Annotated in this window: 15 protein-coding genes; 8 read left to right on the top strand and 7 right to left on the bottom strand. The window is 44.7% G+C overall.

Annotated features, from left to right (window positions below):
- Positions 1-32: 32 nt before the first annotated feature.
- Both QHH26_03810 and tgt read right to left on the bottom strand, forming a co-directional pair.
- Complete coding sequence (locus QHH26_03810) at positions 33-695, bottom strand: HD domain-containing protein (protein ID MDH7481091.1); 663 nt, start codon at positions 693-695, stop codon at positions 33-35.
- 3 nt (positions 696-698) lie between these two features.
- Positions 699-1,829 (bottom strand): tRNA guanosine(34) transglycosylase Tgt, encoded by a 1,131-nt coding sequence (tgt, locus tag QHH26_03805; GenBank protein MDH7481090.1) that lies wholly within the window; start codon positions 1,827-1,829, stop codon positions 699-701.
- 716 nt (positions 1,830-2,545) lie between these two features.
- On the opposite strand from tgt, the gene QHH26_03800 reads away from it, so the two are divergent.
- Complete coding sequence (locus QHH26_03800) at positions 2,546-2,731, top strand: KGG domain-containing protein (protein MDH7481089.1); 186 nt, start codon at positions 2,546-2,548, stop codon at positions 2,729-2,731.
- An 11-nt stretch (positions 2,732-2,742) separates the two neighbouring features.
- On the opposite strand, the gene feoB is transcribed toward QHH26_03800, so the two are convergent.
- The 3 genes from feoB to QHH26_03785 are packed head-to-tail and all read right to left on the bottom strand — an operon-like array spanning position 2,743 to position 5,242.
- Entirely contained in the window at positions 2,743-4,590 is a 1,848-nt protein-coding gene (feoB, locus tag QHH26_03795) for a ferrous iron transport protein B (protein ID MDH7481088.1), read from the bottom strand.
- Positions 4,590-4,799 carry a ferrous iron transport protein A gene (locus QHH26_03790; protein ID MDH7481087.1) on the bottom strand — a complete coding sequence of 70 codons (210 nt, stop codon included), beginning with the start codon at positions 4,797-4,799 and terminating at the stop codon, positions 4,590-4,592. Before QHH26_03790 ends, feoB begins: the two co-directional genes overlap by 1 nt.
- Before the next feature lie 11 nt (positions 4,800-4,810).
- The gene (locus tag QHH26_03785; GenBank protein MDH7481086.1) at positions 4,811-5,242 is read right to left on the bottom strand and encodes a Fur family transcriptional regulator; all 432 of its coding nucleotides are present in this window, start codon (positions 5,240-5,242) and stop codon (positions 4,811-4,813) included.
- Positions 5,243-5,607: 365 nt separating this feature from the next.
- Here QHH26_03785 and QHH26_03780 point away from each other — a divergent pair, with 365 nt between their 5' ends.
- The 6 genes from QHH26_03780 to hydE all read left to right on the top strand — a co-directional run bounded on the left by QHH26_03780 (position 5,608) and on the right by hydE (position 12,562).
- Positions 5,608-5,976 carry a (2Fe-2S) ferredoxin domain-containing protein gene (locus tag QHH26_03780; GenBank protein MDH7481085.1) on the top strand — a complete coding sequence of 123 codons (369 nt, stop codon included), beginning with the start codon at positions 5,608-5,610 and terminating at the stop codon, positions 5,974-5,976.
- A 34-nt stretch (positions 5,977-6,010) separates the two neighbouring features.
- Complete coding sequence (nuoE, locus tag QHH26_03775; GenBank protein MDH7481084.1) at positions 6,011-6,514, top strand: NADH-quinone oxidoreductase subunit NuoE; 504 nt, start codon at positions 6,011-6,013, stop codon at positions 6,512-6,514.
- Positions 6,515-8,143: an NADH-ubiquinone oxidoreductase-F iron-sulfur binding region domain-containing protein gene (locus QHH26_03770; protein ID MDH7481083.1), complete on the top strand. Its 1,629-nt coding sequence runs from the start codon at positions 6,515-6,517 to the stop codon at positions 8,141-8,143.
- The gene (locus QHH26_03765; GenBank protein ID MDH7481082.1) at positions 8,136-9,911 is read left to right on the top strand and encodes an NADH-dependent [FeFe] hydrogenase, group A6; all 1,776 of its coding nucleotides are present in this window, start codon (positions 8,136-8,138) and stop codon (positions 9,909-9,911) included. The genes QHH26_03770 and QHH26_03765 overlap by 8 nt, the downstream gene beginning before the upstream one ends.
- A gap of 198 nt (positions 9,912-10,109) precedes the next feature.
- A complete protein-coding gene (hydG, locus tag QHH26_03760; GenBank protein MDH7481081.1) occupies positions 10,110-11,498 on the top strand; it encodes a [FeFe] hydrogenase H-cluster radical SAM maturase HydG in 1,389 nt (462 codons plus the stop codon).
- A 23-nt stretch (positions 11,499-11,521) separates the two neighbouring features.
- Positions 11,522-12,562 (top strand): [FeFe] hydrogenase H-cluster radical SAM maturase HydE, encoded by a 1,041-nt coding sequence (hydE, locus tag QHH26_03755; protein MDH7481080.1) that lies wholly within the window; start codon positions 11,522-11,524, stop codon positions 12,560-12,562.
- On the opposite strand, the gene QHH26_03750 is transcribed toward hydE, so the two are convergent.
- Together QHH26_03750 and QHH26_03745 are read right to left on the bottom strand one after the other, a co-directional pair.
- A complete protein-coding gene (locus QHH26_03750; protein ID MDH7481079.1) occupies positions 12,559-13,284 on the bottom strand; it encodes a DUF72 domain-containing protein in 726 nt (241 codons plus the stop codon). The genes hydE and QHH26_03750 overlap by 4 nt on opposite strands.
- Positions 13,285-13,303: 19 nt before the next feature.
- Positions 13,304-14,098, bottom strand: coding sequence for a carbon-nitrogen hydrolase family protein (locus tag QHH26_03745; GenBank protein MDH7481078.1), 795 nt, complete (start codon positions 14,096-14,098; stop codon positions 13,304-13,306).
- A 571-nt stretch (positions 14,099-14,669) separates the two neighbouring features.
- Here QHH26_03745 and QHH26_03740 point away from each other — a divergent pair.
- Positions 14,670-15,110, top strand: coding sequence for an EamA family transporter (locus QHH26_03740; protein MDH7481077.1), 441 nt, complete (start codon positions 14,670-14,672; stop codon positions 15,108-15,110).
- Positions 15,111-15,146 lie beyond the last annotated feature (36 nt).

The following is a 15,146-nucleotide window of genomic DNA, read 5'->3' as shown; positions in this document are numbered from 1 at the left end:
ATAAAATGATTTTGCCTCTTAATTATTGAAAATCATAGGTCAATTCCGTTAATTACAAGCTTAAACTTGCAGCCTAGCACGTCTGCCGCCCTACGACACATCACCATTCTGAGTACAAAAATTTCGAAGTATTCGGTTACGCTGATTGATGTTGTATCTACTGTTAATTCTAGGCTAATAATTTTGTTTTCTGAATCAACTCGTAAGTATGACTTTTGGACAGCATGATTTACCCTGTCGTGAATATCGAATGTTTGAGGATTTGGATTTTGTACACGAGAAAAGTGTACGTCAGATTTATCGCCAATGATTACGGCTGCAGTGACTTTGTTTATCGGAAATCCATTATCCTCCTCATGATTGCCAATTGCACCCATAATAACCGCAATTTCTGCCGGTGGCATTTTGAGGGAGTTAAGGATGCTTTCTGCCAGAACTGCTCCCGTTTCTTGGTGATTCTCACGGTTAATAACATTTCCAATATCGTGGAGATAACCAGCTATTGCGGCTAGTTCTGCTTCGCGTGAGCCATTTCCAAGCTGACGAATTATACCTCGTGATACGCCTGCAACGATGCCAGCGTGTCGAAAACCATGTTCGGTATAACCTATTGCTGCCATTTGCTCGTTTGCTTTCTCTATATAGGTTCTGACACGCAAATCACGCTTTACGTCCCGCAGGCAAATTTGCCCCATGTATTAATCACCTTCTGCTGAATAAGTCGCTATAAACTTTCGACGAAAGTCAAGCACGCGATCATCCTTTATCGCTTCCTGAATTCCTTTTATTACACGTTGGTAAAAGTATAAGTTATGGTAGGTTGCCAGTCGTGCTGCTAATATCTCACCTGATTTATGTAGGTGGCGAAGATAAGCCCTTGTATAGTTTCGGCAAGCCCAGCAATCGCACTCAGGGTCAATTGGCGAAAAATCTTGGGCAAACCTAGCATTTTTTATGTTTATTCGTCCATAAGTAGTGTACATTGAGCCGTTTCGTCCTAATCTGGTGGGCAGAACGCAGTCAAACATGTCAATGCCCATTATCACAAAATCAATTATATCTAATGGCGTTCCAACTCCCATTAAATATCTTGGTTTTTCTTCTGGTAAAAGTGGAGCAGTCCATCCTACTACGTCATACATGGCGGCCTTGGGTTCTCCAACCGAGACTCCACCGATGGCATTTCCTGGGAAGTCGAGTGATGAGATAAACTCTGCGCTCCACGACCTTAGGTCGCGATATACGCCGCCTTGGACTATGCCGAATAGTGCTTGCCCAGGTGGAGAATTATTCTTGCAGCGAACAGCCCAATCATGGGTTCGCCTGGTTGCTTCTCGAACATACTCGTATGTACTAGGATATGGAGGGCATTCGTCGAATGCCATTATGATATCAGCACCAATGGCGCCTTGAATCTCCATTACGTTTTCTGGTGTAAAAAAGTGTTCGGACCCATCAATATAAGATTTGAAAAGAACTCCTTCTTCTCCAATCCTGCGGAGGTCGCTGAGGCTAAAAACCTGAAAGCCTCCGCTGTCCGTGAGAAGTGTACGGTCCCAGCTCATGAAATTGTGCAGACCGCCGGCCCGTCTAATTAGCTCATGCCCAGGATGAAGATATAAGTGGTATGTGTTCGCCAGGACTATCCCGAAGTCAAGGTCGGCTAATTCCTCCTGGCTCATCGCTTTGACGGTGGCTTGCGTGCCCACAGGCATGAACACAGGAGTTTGGACAGTGCCATGTGCAGTCTGAAGTTTGCCCAGTCTGGCTGCTGTTTCAGTGCTCTTATTAATTACATCAAACCGGAAATATCCGGAAGCTTTTTTCATTTGAAATCCCAGTATACGTCAGGCTCATAATCGGTGTCAAATCTTTATGTGTCGAGAGCGTATCTTGAAATAGTTCCCCACAGAATCAGGTATCTCACGCAGGCGAATGAGCAATTCAAGCATGGAACAATCCAAATGCGAGGCAATTAATTTGCGATCCTCCCCACCAGCGGATGGGAATGGGGCCGGGGGTTGTTTCCTCCTCCGCGCCGGACAAGCGCCGTTCCATTCGGCTCCCGGTCCCACCCTACCGTTATTATTATGTTCGGCATCTTTCGTTTATTCACAAACTTTGAATAAAGCTGTGTAAATCCCAATCTAGAATAACAAAATGCTGTCATGATTTAAAGGCGTTTCGACCAGTCATATTAAAGCCCATAATTTATACTGGTTTTTTGTTAGAAGCTTGACAGTTTTCTTGTGGCATGATATCTTATATTTGAAATAGCTAAATGAGCAGGTGAGCAATTCGTTGTAACCTGACGTCTTCATCCATAGAAGTGCATTGTACTCACCGGTTAATTAATACCTGCACTTGTTATTTGTCAACCTCCCTTATAAGAAACCGCCGGCTGAATCCGGCGGTTTCTTTTTTATTCTGAACGTATATTACTCTATTTGCCTATTTGAATGTTTGAAACTTTGATTCTTAAGGGTAGTACTATGAAAAGTTGCTTAGTTATATGGCGTTAATACAGCACAGAGGGGTGAGATTGATGGCTTCTTCCAAGCGTGGCTTTGCCTCGATGGATCCAGAGAAACAAAGGGAAATTGCAAGCAAAGGTGGCAAGGCTGCACATGCGAAGGGTACTGCCCATGAATGGACTAGCCATGAAGCTAGGCAAGCTGGACGCAAGGGCGGACTTATGAGCCATGGAGGCGGGCGTAAGAGTAGCAAATAGTCCGCATATATTTACATCATAGCTGATGCCACGAGCCCACCGATAAGGAAAGAAGCAACGAATGTTCCAAGCCAGATTGCCACCGCCTCGCCCCATCCTCGCTCTTTAAAGAGAATCATCATTGAGGCAACGCAGGGAACAAATAGAGTCATCAAGATAAGCGCTACCAACGTTTGTTCATGGGTAAGGGTCATTGATGCAAACCCAGCAGCTCCAAGGTCACGCCTAATCATTCCCATAACTATGGCATTTGCCGCTTCTTTTGGTAGCCCCAACCAAGCGACTGTTAATGGTTCGAGTAGACGTTGCCATATTTTAAGCAGCCCCGTTGCTTCCAATACTCCGACAAGCCCCGAACCAATTAGAAACCAAGGATATGCTTCCAGCAAGAAATGAACTATGCGAATCCATGTCTTCCTTAATAAGTTTTCAATCTTTGGAAGTCTCACCGGGGGTAGGTCTATGATAAGTGGCGATGATTTTCCAGGTAAGAAGTGGTTGAGGACTGTCCCTACTGTAATAAAGCATGTGCCAATTACCAGAATGTACACTAACGTGTGAATTAATCCAATCCTAGCGGCTAGCATGGCTATAACGCCAAGCTGGGCTGAGCACGGAATTGTGAAATTTAAGATTGAGGTTGCAATTGTTTTTTCTCGCGTTGTTCCAAGAAGTCGTGTGGTAATCGTTGCCATTGTAATGCAACCAAATCCTAGGATAATTGGAATTATTGCGCGGCCATTTAGTCCAATCCAATTGAGCAATCGGTCAGTTAACGCTGCCAATCTTGGTAAGTATCCGGTGTCTTCAAGGAATGATAGAACGATATAAAATCCAACGACCAATGGCAGAAGTAGACCAACCAAATAGGTTATGCCGGTTGTCAATATTCCAAAACGTCCAACAAGAATAATCCACGCTGGAGAATTAGCAGGTAAAACATGGCTAATAACCTTTCTGATAGCAGGCTCCCAGTATCCCTGCATTATTGTTTTCTCTGTAAATCCAACGAGCTTTTGTGCAATTAGGACACCTATTAACTGGTAAACAATAAATAAAACAACCATTAAAATTGGAATGCCCGTTAAGGGGTTCAACATTAATCTACCTAGAACATGGGCAAATCTGCGGCTGGGTCCAGTTTCACTAACCACCTGGTCGGCAATATCATTTGCACGAGCCCGTCTCCGAAGGTAAATATCTTCTCGGAGTAAGCCTGGTGATAAGCCATGGCGGCTGGATATTACCTCGTCGCCCTCCAATATTAACACCGCTTCTCGCTGAGAGCAGTTCAGTTTTCCTGCCTGCTTCTGTACGAAGGGATCAGGTTTTCCGACACATGCCTTGTCTATAGATAGGCGAACTTTATCGAGCCCCACATGTTTTGTTGCAATTGTTGGAATTACAGGAACGCCGAGGAGCTTTGACATCTTTTCTATATCGATTTTTATGCCCTGCTCCTTCACTTCATCCATAAAGTTCAAGGCAACAATCATTGGGATGCCCATATCGGCAAGCTGCAGAGTGAGGAATAGGTCTCTTTCTAGATGAAGGGCATTGACGATGTTTATAACGATGTCAGCTTGAAGGATAATATCACGCGCAGTTCGCTCTTCGTCATTCCATGAGGAGACGCTGTAAATACCAGGAGTGTCAATAATAAGGTTATTTCCAAAGCGGCCAGTATAGACCTCAATTGTGGTGCCGGGGTAATTTGAGACTTCAGCGTATACACCTGTGAGATAAGCAAAGAAAACCGATTTTCCTACATTTGGATTGCCGACAAGAGCAATTTTTCGCGCTGGGGCTTCTATTTGAGCCCAAGGTGGCATTCTTTGCCGATGTCGCGGTTTTCTCACTACCTCACCTCTATTTGTCGAGCAAGGTCTCTGCCAATTGCAATTTCTTGACGCCTCGACTTCAAAACTACTGGTCCAAATGGGATTTTTTCAAGGCATACTACGCGGCTTCCCTCGGCAATCCCCAGCCTAATGAGTTGTGAACGTATGGCATCGGGAACTGAGATAATCTGCACTTCCGAACCAATTGTTGTTTGATCAAGAGTCATATTTATTTCCTTTACGAATTCGCGCATTCGGAACATAGGCCCATGATTCGAAGTTCATGGGTATGTGCTTTGAACGAATATTGCTCACAAATTTTCTGCTGGAGCTCTTCTATCGTGTTGTCATTGAACTCGAAAGTTCGCCCACAACTTGTGCAAATCAAATGGTCATGATGATCATGGCCAAGAACATGTTCATAGTGCCCATGCCTTTCGCCAAAATCAACTTCTCTAAGTAGTCCGCTATTCACGAGAAGAGGAAGTGTGCGATATACGCTTGCGCGCGAGACGCGTTTTCCACGTTTTCGAAGACCGGAAACAATGTCATCTGCTTCAAAATGTTGATGATTTCTGAAAACTTCTTCGAGGATTAGCTTGCGCTCGCGGGTTGTCTTCATTCCCTCTTCTCTTAGGAAATGTCTGAATTTTGCTTCTTCGTCGGTCATTTTTATCTCCAAATTGCAATTGAGACTCAATCTCAATTGCAATTCTACCATTATTTCCCGTAGTTCGTCAATATTTATTTTGCTAGGGCGTTTTATTATTACAATTTAAAGCAAAATTAACGGTTTCTTACCCCATTTTTAATCCACCGCTGCTAATCTATTTTACTGGAAAAAAGGGGCGAGTAACGCAAGTTAGTAAGGCTGGTTGCTCGTGGAGCGGTCTTTCATTGCGAAACTCACTTCATGTGTGATAAAATTTTGAACGACCATATTCGGAGGCATGGGGAGCAAAAATTAGAGAAGCAATTGTAGAATGAATGCCTTGTGCGCTTATTGTTTTTGAAACGTAGAAAGGAAAGATTCCAATGAAGTCTCTTGATGAGCTGCATAGAATTCGAGAAAAAGCCCAGCAAGATTTAAGAATTCGAGATGGCAAGCAGAGAGCAAAAGTTGTAGTTGCTATGGGGACTTGCGGCATAGCAGCCGGCGCGAAAAACGTATTAAATGCAATTTTGGACGAACTGGACAAGCGCGGAATCAAAGATGTATTGGTTGTCCAAGCTGGCTGCAAAGGTTTATGTTCGCAGGAACCATTAGTTGATGTTTTCAGAGCCGGCGAGCCGGGAGTTACTTATGGCTACGTAACTCCTGAAAGAGCGCGAACGATAGTTAGTCAGCACCTCGTAAATGGTAACATCGTCGGTGAATGGGTAGTCACAACGGCCGAAGCCTAGCAGTTGCTGGAAACATTCTTATGGAGGTGTTAATTTGAAATCTACGCAAAAGTCTGCAGAGCGCTTTTCCCACGTAAACCTTGAAGATGTGAAGAGCATCGTCGCAAAGCACGATGCATTTAGAGGCAATCTACTGCCAATACTTCACGAAGTCCAGGCAAAGTATGGCTATTTGCCAGAAAGTGCATTAGAAATAATTGCCGATGAACTTTGCATTCCTGTAAGCGAGGTATATGGCACGGCGACATTCTATACGTTGTTTTCCATAATACCTAAAGGCACGCACGTAATCAAGGTATGCAATAGCGCTCCGTGCCATATTGGAGGGTCAAAAGCCATACTTTCGGCGATCAAGGATGAGCTTGATATTGAGCCGGGTGAGATGACAGAAGATGGTCATTTTTCCCTGGAATTGACAAGCTGTCTTGGTGTCTGCGGTGTTGGTCCAGTAATTATGATTGATGATGATATTTACGGCAACCTGACACCTGAGAAGATACCGGAGATTCTTGCAAGATACAGGCAGGAGGAAAGCTAAATGCCATTCTATAGATCACATATTTTAATTTGCAATGCTACTCCATGTGTACTTAAAGGAAGTAGAGCAGTTGAGGCCGCTCTCAAAGAGGAAATACGCTTAAACGGATTGGAAGACGAAATCCGTGTTGTAGAGACAGGTTGCCTCGGCATATCTGAATGCGGACCGGTAATAGTCATCTACCCTGAGGGCACAATCTACTGTAACTTAACGCCTCAGGATGCAGGGGAAATAGTTAGGGAGCACCTTCTGAACGGCCGAATTGTTCAGAGATTGCTTTATCGTGCTCCAGAGTTGGCTAAGAAAGCCTTTAAAGCACCAGAGATTCCCTTTGTAGCACGTCAGCAAAGAATAGTTCTTCGAAATGCTGGCGTTATAAACCCCGAATCAATTGAGGAATATATCGCAAATAATGGCTATGAGGCACTAGGCAAGGCGCTCACCTCAATGTCGCCCGAAGATGTCATAGAAGAAGTAAAGAAATCGAATCTTAGAGGCCGTGGAGGCGCAGCATTTCCTACAGGAATCAAGTGGGAGGCAACACGGAATGCAACCGGTCAGCCGAAGACCGTAATCTGCAACGCAGATGAGGGCGAGCCTGGAAACTTCAAAGACCGGCTTATAATGGAAGGCGACCCTCATAGCATAATCGAAGCGATGATAATTGCTGGATATGCTGTTGGCGCTAACAAAGGCTATATTTACGTAAGAGGCGAGTATAAGCAATCTATAGAAAAATTGAACAAGGCTATTGAAGATGCGAAACAAATGAACCTTCTTGGCGAAAACATCTTCGATAGCGGTTTCAATTTCGATATCGAAGTTTTCAAGGGCGCCGGTGCTTATGTTTGTGGAGAGGAAACCGCACTCATTGAGTCGCTCGAAGGGCGGAGGGGCGAGTCAATGGTAAAGCCACCTTATCCGCCGACCCAAGGACTTTGGGGAGCGCCTACGGTTATAAATAACGTCGAGACATTAGCCAATATACCTCAAATTATATTAAATGGTGCCGATTGGTTTAACAGCATTGGCACAGAAAGAAGCAAAGGTACGAAGATATTCACGCCATGTGGCGATGTTCTCCAGCCTGGCGTTATAGAAGTTCCATTTGGAACCACTATGCGAGAAATTCTTTACGAGATGGCTGGTGGAACTAAGTCTGGCAAGGACATTAAGGCTGTTTTAATTGGTGGGCCGTCAGGCATTTGCGTTGGTAAAGAAAGTCTCGATAGGCGTTTTGCATATGAAGATCTTCCTCCGGGTGCGGGCGCTCTTATAGTAATAGATGAAGACAAGTGCATTGTTGACCTTGTGCACAACTGCCTTGAGTTTTTCGTTCATGAATCGTGTGGGCAGTGCATACCGTGCCGCGAAGGCACGAAGCGAATGCTTGAAATTGCGAGCAATTGGATTAATGGCGAAGGAAAGCCTGGGGATGTAGAACTGATGCAGGAGCTCGCAAATAACCTAGCTGTCTCATCCAGGTGTGGGCTTGGCCAGTTCGCAGGAACGGCATTCGCAACTAGCTATAAACTGTTTAGCGATGAGTATCTTGCCCATGTAGCTGACGGAGAATGTCCAACCGGCGTATGCACAATGGGCAACGGAAAGGATGGAAAAGATGGGTAAGAAAATAAACATGACAATCAATGGCCAAAAGGTTGTGGCTGAAGAAGGAATGACTATTCTTCAGGCGGCACAACAGGCAGGCATCTATATTCCTACTCTTTGCTATCATCCAGATTTAAGCGTAGAAGGTGTATGTAGAATCTGCGTTGTGGAAGTAGAAGGCCAGAGGTTATTGTGCCCGTCGTGTGCATATCCAGTGTCGGAGGGCTTGAATGTCAATACACACTCTCCAAAAGTTCGAGAAGCACGGCGCATGATAGTAGAACTTTTGCTAGCGAACCATCCGCAAGAGTGCCTTACTTGTTCGGCAAATCAGAAGTGTGAACTCCAGAAGTTTGCGAAAGAACTTGGAATTCAGAAGGTTCGTTTCCAAGGCGAGCGCCATAATCACAAGAAAGATGAATCAAATCCATCGATAATTAGGAATCCTGAAAAGTGCATTCTCTGCAAGAGATGCGTTCGGGTATGCCATGAAATCCAAACTGTTGGTGCCCTTTTTGCCCACAACCGCGGCTGGCATACTGAAATCGGTCCTCCTTTCGATAAAGAACTAGCAGAGGTCGTTTGTGTTTATTGTGGTCAGTGCATTGATAGATGTCCAACCGGTGCACTGAAGGCAAAGGATCCGGCCCCTGAAATTTGGCAGGCCATTGATGATCCTAATAAGTTTGTGATTGTGCAGGTTGCACCAGCTGTTCGGGCAACAATTGGTGAAGAGTTCGGCATGCCGCCTGGTAGCTTGGTTACTGGCAAAATGGTAACAGCACTACGCATGCTTGGATACGACAAGGTATTTGATACAGACTTTACGGCTGACCTAACAATAATGGAAGAAGGCCATGAGTTAATCCAGCGGTTGAAGAAAGGCGGAACTCTGCCAATGATTACCTCTTGCAGCCCAGGCTGGATTAAATTCATTGAGCATTTCTATCCCGACCAACTGCCGCATCTCTCAACGTGCAAATCGCCACAGCAAATGTTTGGCGCGATAGCGAAGACATATTATGCTCAAAAGATAGGCGTTGATCCTGCAAAAATGGTTGTGGTTTCAATAATGCCTTGTACTGCAAAGAAATTCGAGGCTGAAAGGCCTGAGATGCGTGCAAGTGGGTATAAAGACGTTGACTATGTGCTGACAACCCGTGAAGCGGCTGGAATGATCAAGGAGGCAGGCATAGATCTTCCAAACTTGCCTGATAGCGAATTTGATGTACCTTTGGGTATATCTACTGGCGCCGGAGTAATTTTTGGTGCAACAGGAGGCGTCATGGAGGCGGCGCTGAGAACGGCCTATGAAGTCATCACTGGCAAACCATTGGAAAACATTGAAATTACAGCCGTTCGCGGAATGGAAGGCGTGCGAGAGGCAACGGTTGATATAGATGGGGTTAAAGTCAAGGCTGCAGTAGCACATGGCCTAGGGAATGCTAGAAAGCTACTTGATCTAATAAAGGAAGGCAAATCGGACCATCAGTTCATAGAAATAATGGCGTGTCCCGGTGGTTGCCTTGGTGGTGGCGGTCAGCCATTCCCAACATCGCCTGAGATACGAAAGGCTCGGGCAGAAGCAATCTATCTTGCAGATCGCCTAATGCCTATTAGGAAGTCTCACGAGAACCCGGCAATTATCGAGCTATATGAGACATTCCTTAAAGAGCCCTTGGGCGAAATGTCACACAAGCTTCTGCATACTCACTATACTCGAAGGGACAAAAAGCTAGCACCTAAGAGTAAAGAATCTAGGCAGCAGTTAACTCATTCAACATAGCAAAACACTTTTTCTGCAGAAGAGGTTAAATTAAATAAATCAACATGAGCAAAGCCTTGGCAGTGATGTTTGACAGCCGCTTTGGCGACAAGCTGAGGCTTTGCTCATCAAAGAATCCATGTTTATTTAATAAGCTATAAATTTCATACTCCAGATACCAGCGATTTCAAGGAAAAGCATTCTCGTCGGATAAAGGGTATGCTTGAAGTAATCGAAAGGAATGAAATAGAGGAAATCCTCAAGGACTCTGCAAAGCCCTCGAGACTCGAAATTGAGTCAATATTGGACAAAGCTCGTGCGTTGAAGGGTCTTTCTTTATCGGAGTTTGCCAGTCTGCTTGCCCTCGAAGACCTAGACCTCTTGGAGCAAGTTTTTCTAGCGGCGAGAGAAGTAAAGGAGAAAGTATACGGGAAACGGCTTGTATTTTTTGCACCACTCTACGTTTCAAACTACTGCGCGAATAACTGTCTATACTGTGGGTTCAGAAGGGACAATAAGGATCTTGAGCGGCGATGCCTTACGGTTGATGAGGTTCGCGAGGAAGTCAAAATTCTTCTGGCAGAAGGTCATAAGAGATTACTCCTTGTATTTGGAGAACATCCTCATTACTCGGGAATAGACTACATGGAGGAAGTCATATCTGCTGTATATAGTGTTCGCACCCCTGATGGAGAAATTCGCCGAGTAAATGTAAACAGTGCACCGCTTACCGTAGAAGATTTTCGCCGCTTGAAAGCGTGTGGCATTGGCACGTATCAATTATTTCAAGAGACATACCACCCAAGCATTTACAAATATGTTCACCCATCTGGTCCCAAAGCCAATTATGAGTGGAGGCTTACAGCTATTAACAGGGCTTTTGAAGCGGGGATTGACGATGTAGGCATTGGCGTTCTCTTTGGACTTTATGACTACAAATATGAATGTGTTGCGATGCTAGCTCACATACGGAGTTTAGAAGAAAATTTTGGAATCGGGCCGCATACAATTTCAGTACCACGACTTGAACCTGCGCTTAATGCTCCTCTTGCAGCAAAGCCGCCCTACCCTGTTACTGACTTCGAATTTCGGAAAATAATCGCTTCCATAAGACTAGCAGTTCCATACACTGGAATCATTCTTACTACCAGAGAAAGGCCCGAATTTCGTGATGAACTCTTCGCATTAGGGGTATCGCAAATTAGCGCTGGGTCTGTAACCTCTCCTGGTGGATACAAACGGCGACAAAAACATGCTCCAGAGGCTGAGCAATTCGAGATAGGAGATACTAGGTCGCTTGAGGAGCTTGTGGCGACAATAATTAAAAAAGGCTATATTCCAAGCTTTTGCACCGCATGCTACCGACTAAAGCGAACTGGCGATAGGTTTATGTCTTTGGCAAAAACGGGCAATATTGGACAAATGTGCCTGCCGAACGCAATCTTGTCTTTTGAAGAATACCTACTTGATCATGCGACCCCTTCTACTCGTGCTGCAGGTCAAAAAGTTGTAGACAAATCGCTCGAAGAGTTACCGGCAGAGATGCGCACGCGGACACGACGACTCCTTGAAGAGCTTCGCTCAGGAAAACGTGATCTTTACGTATAAGGCCACTTTGTCAGCTCAAAACTATGGATTCCCTATTTGAAAAAGCCATTGAAACTGGCAATCTAAGCAGAGAAGAGATTATACGCCTCTTATCACTTGACGATAAGGAAAGTGTAGCCCGCCTTTTTGCAGTTGCTGATCAGGTGCGAAAAAAAGAATGTGGCGATGATGTTCATATTCGGGGATTGATAGAATTCTCTAACATTTGTATGAGGAATTGCCTATACTGCGGACTGAGGCTAGAAAATGCCAAAGTTCGAAGATATCGCATGGGCATTGACGAAGTTGTTAAGGCCGCAGTTAAGGTTGGAAAATATGGCGTTGGCACTGTAGTTCTCCAATCTGGTGAAGACCCCTGGTTCACTGCCGAGCGAATGGCTGAAATTATTCAAAAAATTAAATCCGAGGTGGATTGCGCTGTTACTCTCTGCATTGGCGAGCGTTCATCGGAAGACTACAGGATAATGAAAAAAGCCGGCGCAGATAGGTTCCTTCTTCGACACGAAACAGCAAATTCGGAGTTATATAGGCGGCTTCATCCCGGTATGTCTTTTGAAAATAGATTGCGTTGTTTGAATAATCTGCGCGAGCACGGCTATCAGGTTGGCGCTGGAAACATAGTTGGCTTGCCAGGTCAGTCTGTAGCCGACCTAGCAGATGATGCACTCTTCGTGAAAGAATTGGATGCGGATATGGTTGGAATTGGCCCTTTTATTCCCCACCCCAACACACCACTAGCCAACTATCCTGGCGGAAGCCTTGGGATGAGCCTAAAAATGGTTGCTGTTGTTCGAATCGTAACGCGAAATGCTCTTATACCTGCAACCACAGCTGTGGGAACAGTCGACCCATTTGGACGAGAAAAGGCTCTAATGGCTGGCGCAAATGTTGTTATGCCAAACTTTACCCCGCTCGAATACCGCGTTCACTATGAGATCTATCCTGCTAAGCGGTGCATTACCGAAGATCCTCAGCAAGCTTTGGCGGACATACGTGCTAGGATTGAGTCAATTGGCAGAAAGGTGGCTACTGGACCAGGGCATTCACTAAAGAAGAGACTTTAAAACCCCACTAGTTCTTTGAGTCTTTTTGCGTTTTGTATCGCAAAGCCTTTATAGTCATTATTAAAGTACACATAAACGTCCACATTCTCGAGCATTTCTTTTACTTGTTCAGCCCACCATTCAAGCATTTGTTCTTCATAGTTGCCTTCGGTTTCAATACCGCCGCTATGCATGCGAATATAGGCAAAAGGTGCTGTCGCTTTGATAATCCGCGGCAAACCAGGCGCGCTCATAATGCAATAACCTACAGAATATTCTTTCAGCAAATTGAAAACTTCATCTACTTGCCAGCTCGGATTACGAAATTCCATTACATGTCGGAGGTCCTTTGGGAGCAATTCAAGGAAGCTCTGAAGTCTTTCCAAATCTATTTTAAAACTTGGCGGAAGCTGGTACAAAATTGGGCCTAGCTTTTCGCCTAATCCACGTGCATTGTTAATTATCCTTTCCAGTGGTTCTTTTGCATCTTTTAATCTTTTTTGATGAGTTAGGTACCTGCTTGCCTTGACTGCAAAGGTAAAACCTTCTGGTGATTCGTTGCGCCATTTTTCGAAAGTCTCGCGCTCGGGCAACCGATAAAACGAGAAATTAATTTCTACTGTATCAAAATATTGAGCATAAAACTCAAGCCATTTTTTACTAGGCAAGCCTTTCGGATAGAAAACGTCCACCCAGTGGTTATAATTCCATCCTGATGTGCCAATGTATGCCCGATTCTTCATGGCGTCACCTTAAATCAATTTAAACTGTGCATATTGGTGTGTATAGCTCAGGGCGGCGACCTTCACGTGGCATTTTGGGTTCAAGCTGAATTTGTGCGCGGACTATCTCTTCTTCCGTTCCACCCCTTGCAATTATATTGCCATTTGGGTCAAGAATCATGCTATTGCCAATGCAAATAAGATTATTGTCTTTGCCAATTTTATTTGCCCATACGACATAACATCTGCCAAATTTTGAATTGGCTGTTAGAACGATTTCCCATGACCGCATTGTATCTTCAATCTCGTCTGGGGCAGAGAGACCTACACTTGGCATTAACACGATTTGTGCGCCTTTTAGGTCAAGGACTCTTATGCTTTCGATATGGAAGGCGTCATAACAAACCAAGATTCCAATTCGCCCCAGACTTGTTTCAAATACAGAAAGCTCATTTCCCGGCGAAAATCCTGCTTCAAGGTCAGCTTGAAATAAGTGAACCTTTCTGTGTTTTCCAACAATATTTCCATCGGCTCCAATCAACACTGCTGTATTGTAAATCTTATCACCTTCACGTTCGGCAAGACCGAAACATATCCACGCATTTCTCGTAACCGCTATCTGGGAGACAATTGTTGTTAGAGGTCCAGGAACAGGTTCTGCAAAACGCTTCATATCTTTTCCAAGCCAATAGCCTGTAAAAGAAATTTCCGGCAAGAGAACTAAATCGGCTAAGTGGGCCGCTTTGTCGAGCAAGTGAATTGCCTTATCTGTATTGTGTGTTTTATCATACATTTCCGTGGCGTACTGTACTGCAGCTACATGTATAGGAAACATCTTTTCAAACCTCCAGGATTAGTCGCTGTAGACAAATGGATGCCACTATCGCTTTTACTCAAACCACCATTATCCTTAAACACCGTGTTACTTGCTTAAAATTTTCCTAATAAAAAATGCATGCAAAATTTTTTTGACCGATGTTTAAGTTTTTTACAGTAGGGTATTTATTTTGTGTACCCGAAAGTGCCCCCGGTACTTTGAGTTTTGCCAGGCTAGACCACGAGCCTTGCAGTTTGAACCTGGCCGGAAACGGCTCAGGAACTGACTGCAAGGTTGTCCGTAGGGAACCCTAACCTCCGTATGGAGGAAACTCCATACGGGGCGGTAAGGAGACCGAAGGGCACGTCGTGATACGAAAGCGCCGCCACCTGCCTACGCGATAGCATCAAGAGGCAAGGAGCGTCGCGTAAGTTAAACGGCGACTGTGCTAAGGCCTGGCATTTTTTATCTGTGAAAAGCAAGCGCTTATTATTGAATGTTAACACCTCCCAAGTCATAAAGTTGCATTGACACCGTCTTCTTACCTGCCTAGAATTTTCTATGTTTCCTTTTTGGGGGAGAAGATAAGATGAAAGTTTTTTGGCTTGCAATGCTTACCGCAATTCTTTGGGGTATAACGCCTGTACTTGATAAGCTGGGCTTGGAAAAAGCAACTCCACATGCTGCTTTAACTATTAGGACTATTGTAATAGCCGTTGGATTAATGGTGTTCTTGGGTGCGTCAGGTAGCTGGAGCGAACTAGTTACAATTGATAGGCGTTCTGTAATGTATATAATCCTTGGTGCACTTGCGGCAGGACTGATAGGTCAGCTGGTGTATTATTACGCTTTAAAAGCCGGTGAAGCCGCATGGGTTGTGCCTATAGCGGCTACTTATCCGCTTGTAACTGCCGCTGTAGCTGTCGTCTTTCTCAAAGAACCTATTACACCTGGGAAAATCATTGGCGCTGTGCTTATTGTGCTTGGTGTTCTAGTGATAAGGCTGGACCAAGTATTATGGCCAAGGTAAGTGCAATTATTTTTCGGAAAGTGTAATGTTCAATAA

The organism is Armatimonadota bacterium, assembly GCA_029907255.1.
Classification (GTDB): domain Bacteria; phylum Armatimonadota; class UBA5829; order DTJY01; family DTJY01; genus JAIMAU01.
The sequence above is the reverse complement of the archived record's forward strand: the minus strand, read 5'-3'. Positions and strand labels throughout refer to the sequence as shown.

What these genes read in the sequence shown, in the direction of transcription:
- QHH26_03810 (MDH7481091.1), bottom strand. Translation starts at nt 695, where the DNA reads ATGGGGCAAATTTGCCTGCGGGACGTAAAGCGTGATTTGCGTGTCAGA.
- tgt (MDH7481090.1), bottom strand. Translation starts at nt 1,829, where the DNA reads ATGAAAAAAGCTTCCGGATATTTCCGGTTTGATGTAATTAATAAGAGC.
- QHH26_03800 (MDH7481089.1), top strand. Translation starts at nt 2,546, where the DNA reads ATGGCTTCTTCCAAGCGTGGCTTTGCCTCGATGGATCCAGAGAAACAA.
- QHH26_03790 (MDH7481087.1), bottom strand. Translation starts at nt 4,799, where the DNA reads ATGACTCTTGATCAAACAACAATTGGTTCGGAAGTGCAGATTATCTCA.
- QHH26_03785 (MDH7481086.1), bottom strand. Translation starts at nt 5,242, where the DNA reads ATGACCGACGAAGAAGCAAAATTCAGACATTTCCTAAGAGAAGAGGGA.
- QHH26_03780 (MDH7481085.1), top strand. Translation starts at nt 5,608, where the DNA reads ATGAAGTCTCTTGATGAGCTGCATAGAATTCGAGAAAAAGCCCAGCAA.
- QHH26_03770 (MDH7481083.1), top strand. Translation starts at nt 6,515, where the DNA reads ATGCCATTCTATAGATCACATATTTTAATTTGCAATGCTACTCCATGT.
- QHH26_03765 (MDH7481082.1), top strand. Translation starts at nt 8,136, where the DNA reads ATGGGTAAGAAAATAAACATGACAATCAATGGCCAAAAGGTTGTGGCT.
- hydG (MDH7481081.1), top strand. Translation starts at nt 10,110, where the DNA reads ATGCTTGAAGTAATCGAAAGGAATGAAATAGAGGAAATCCTCAAGGAC.
- hydE (MDH7481080.1), top strand. Translation starts at nt 11,522, where the DNA reads ATGGATTCCCTATTTGAAAAAGCCATTGAAACTGGCAATCTAAGCAGA.
- QHH26_03750 (MDH7481079.1), bottom strand. Translation starts at nt 13,284, where the DNA reads ATGAAGAATCGGGCATACATTGGCACATCAGGATGGAATTATAACCAC.
- QHH26_03745 (MDH7481078.1), bottom strand. Translation starts at nt 14,098, where the DNA reads ATGTTTCCTATACATGTAGCTGCAGTACAGTACGCCACGGAAATGTAT.
- QHH26_03740 (MDH7481077.1), top strand. Translation starts at nt 14,670, where the DNA reads ATGAAAGTTTTTTGGCTTGCAATGCTTACCGCAATTCTTTGGGGTATA.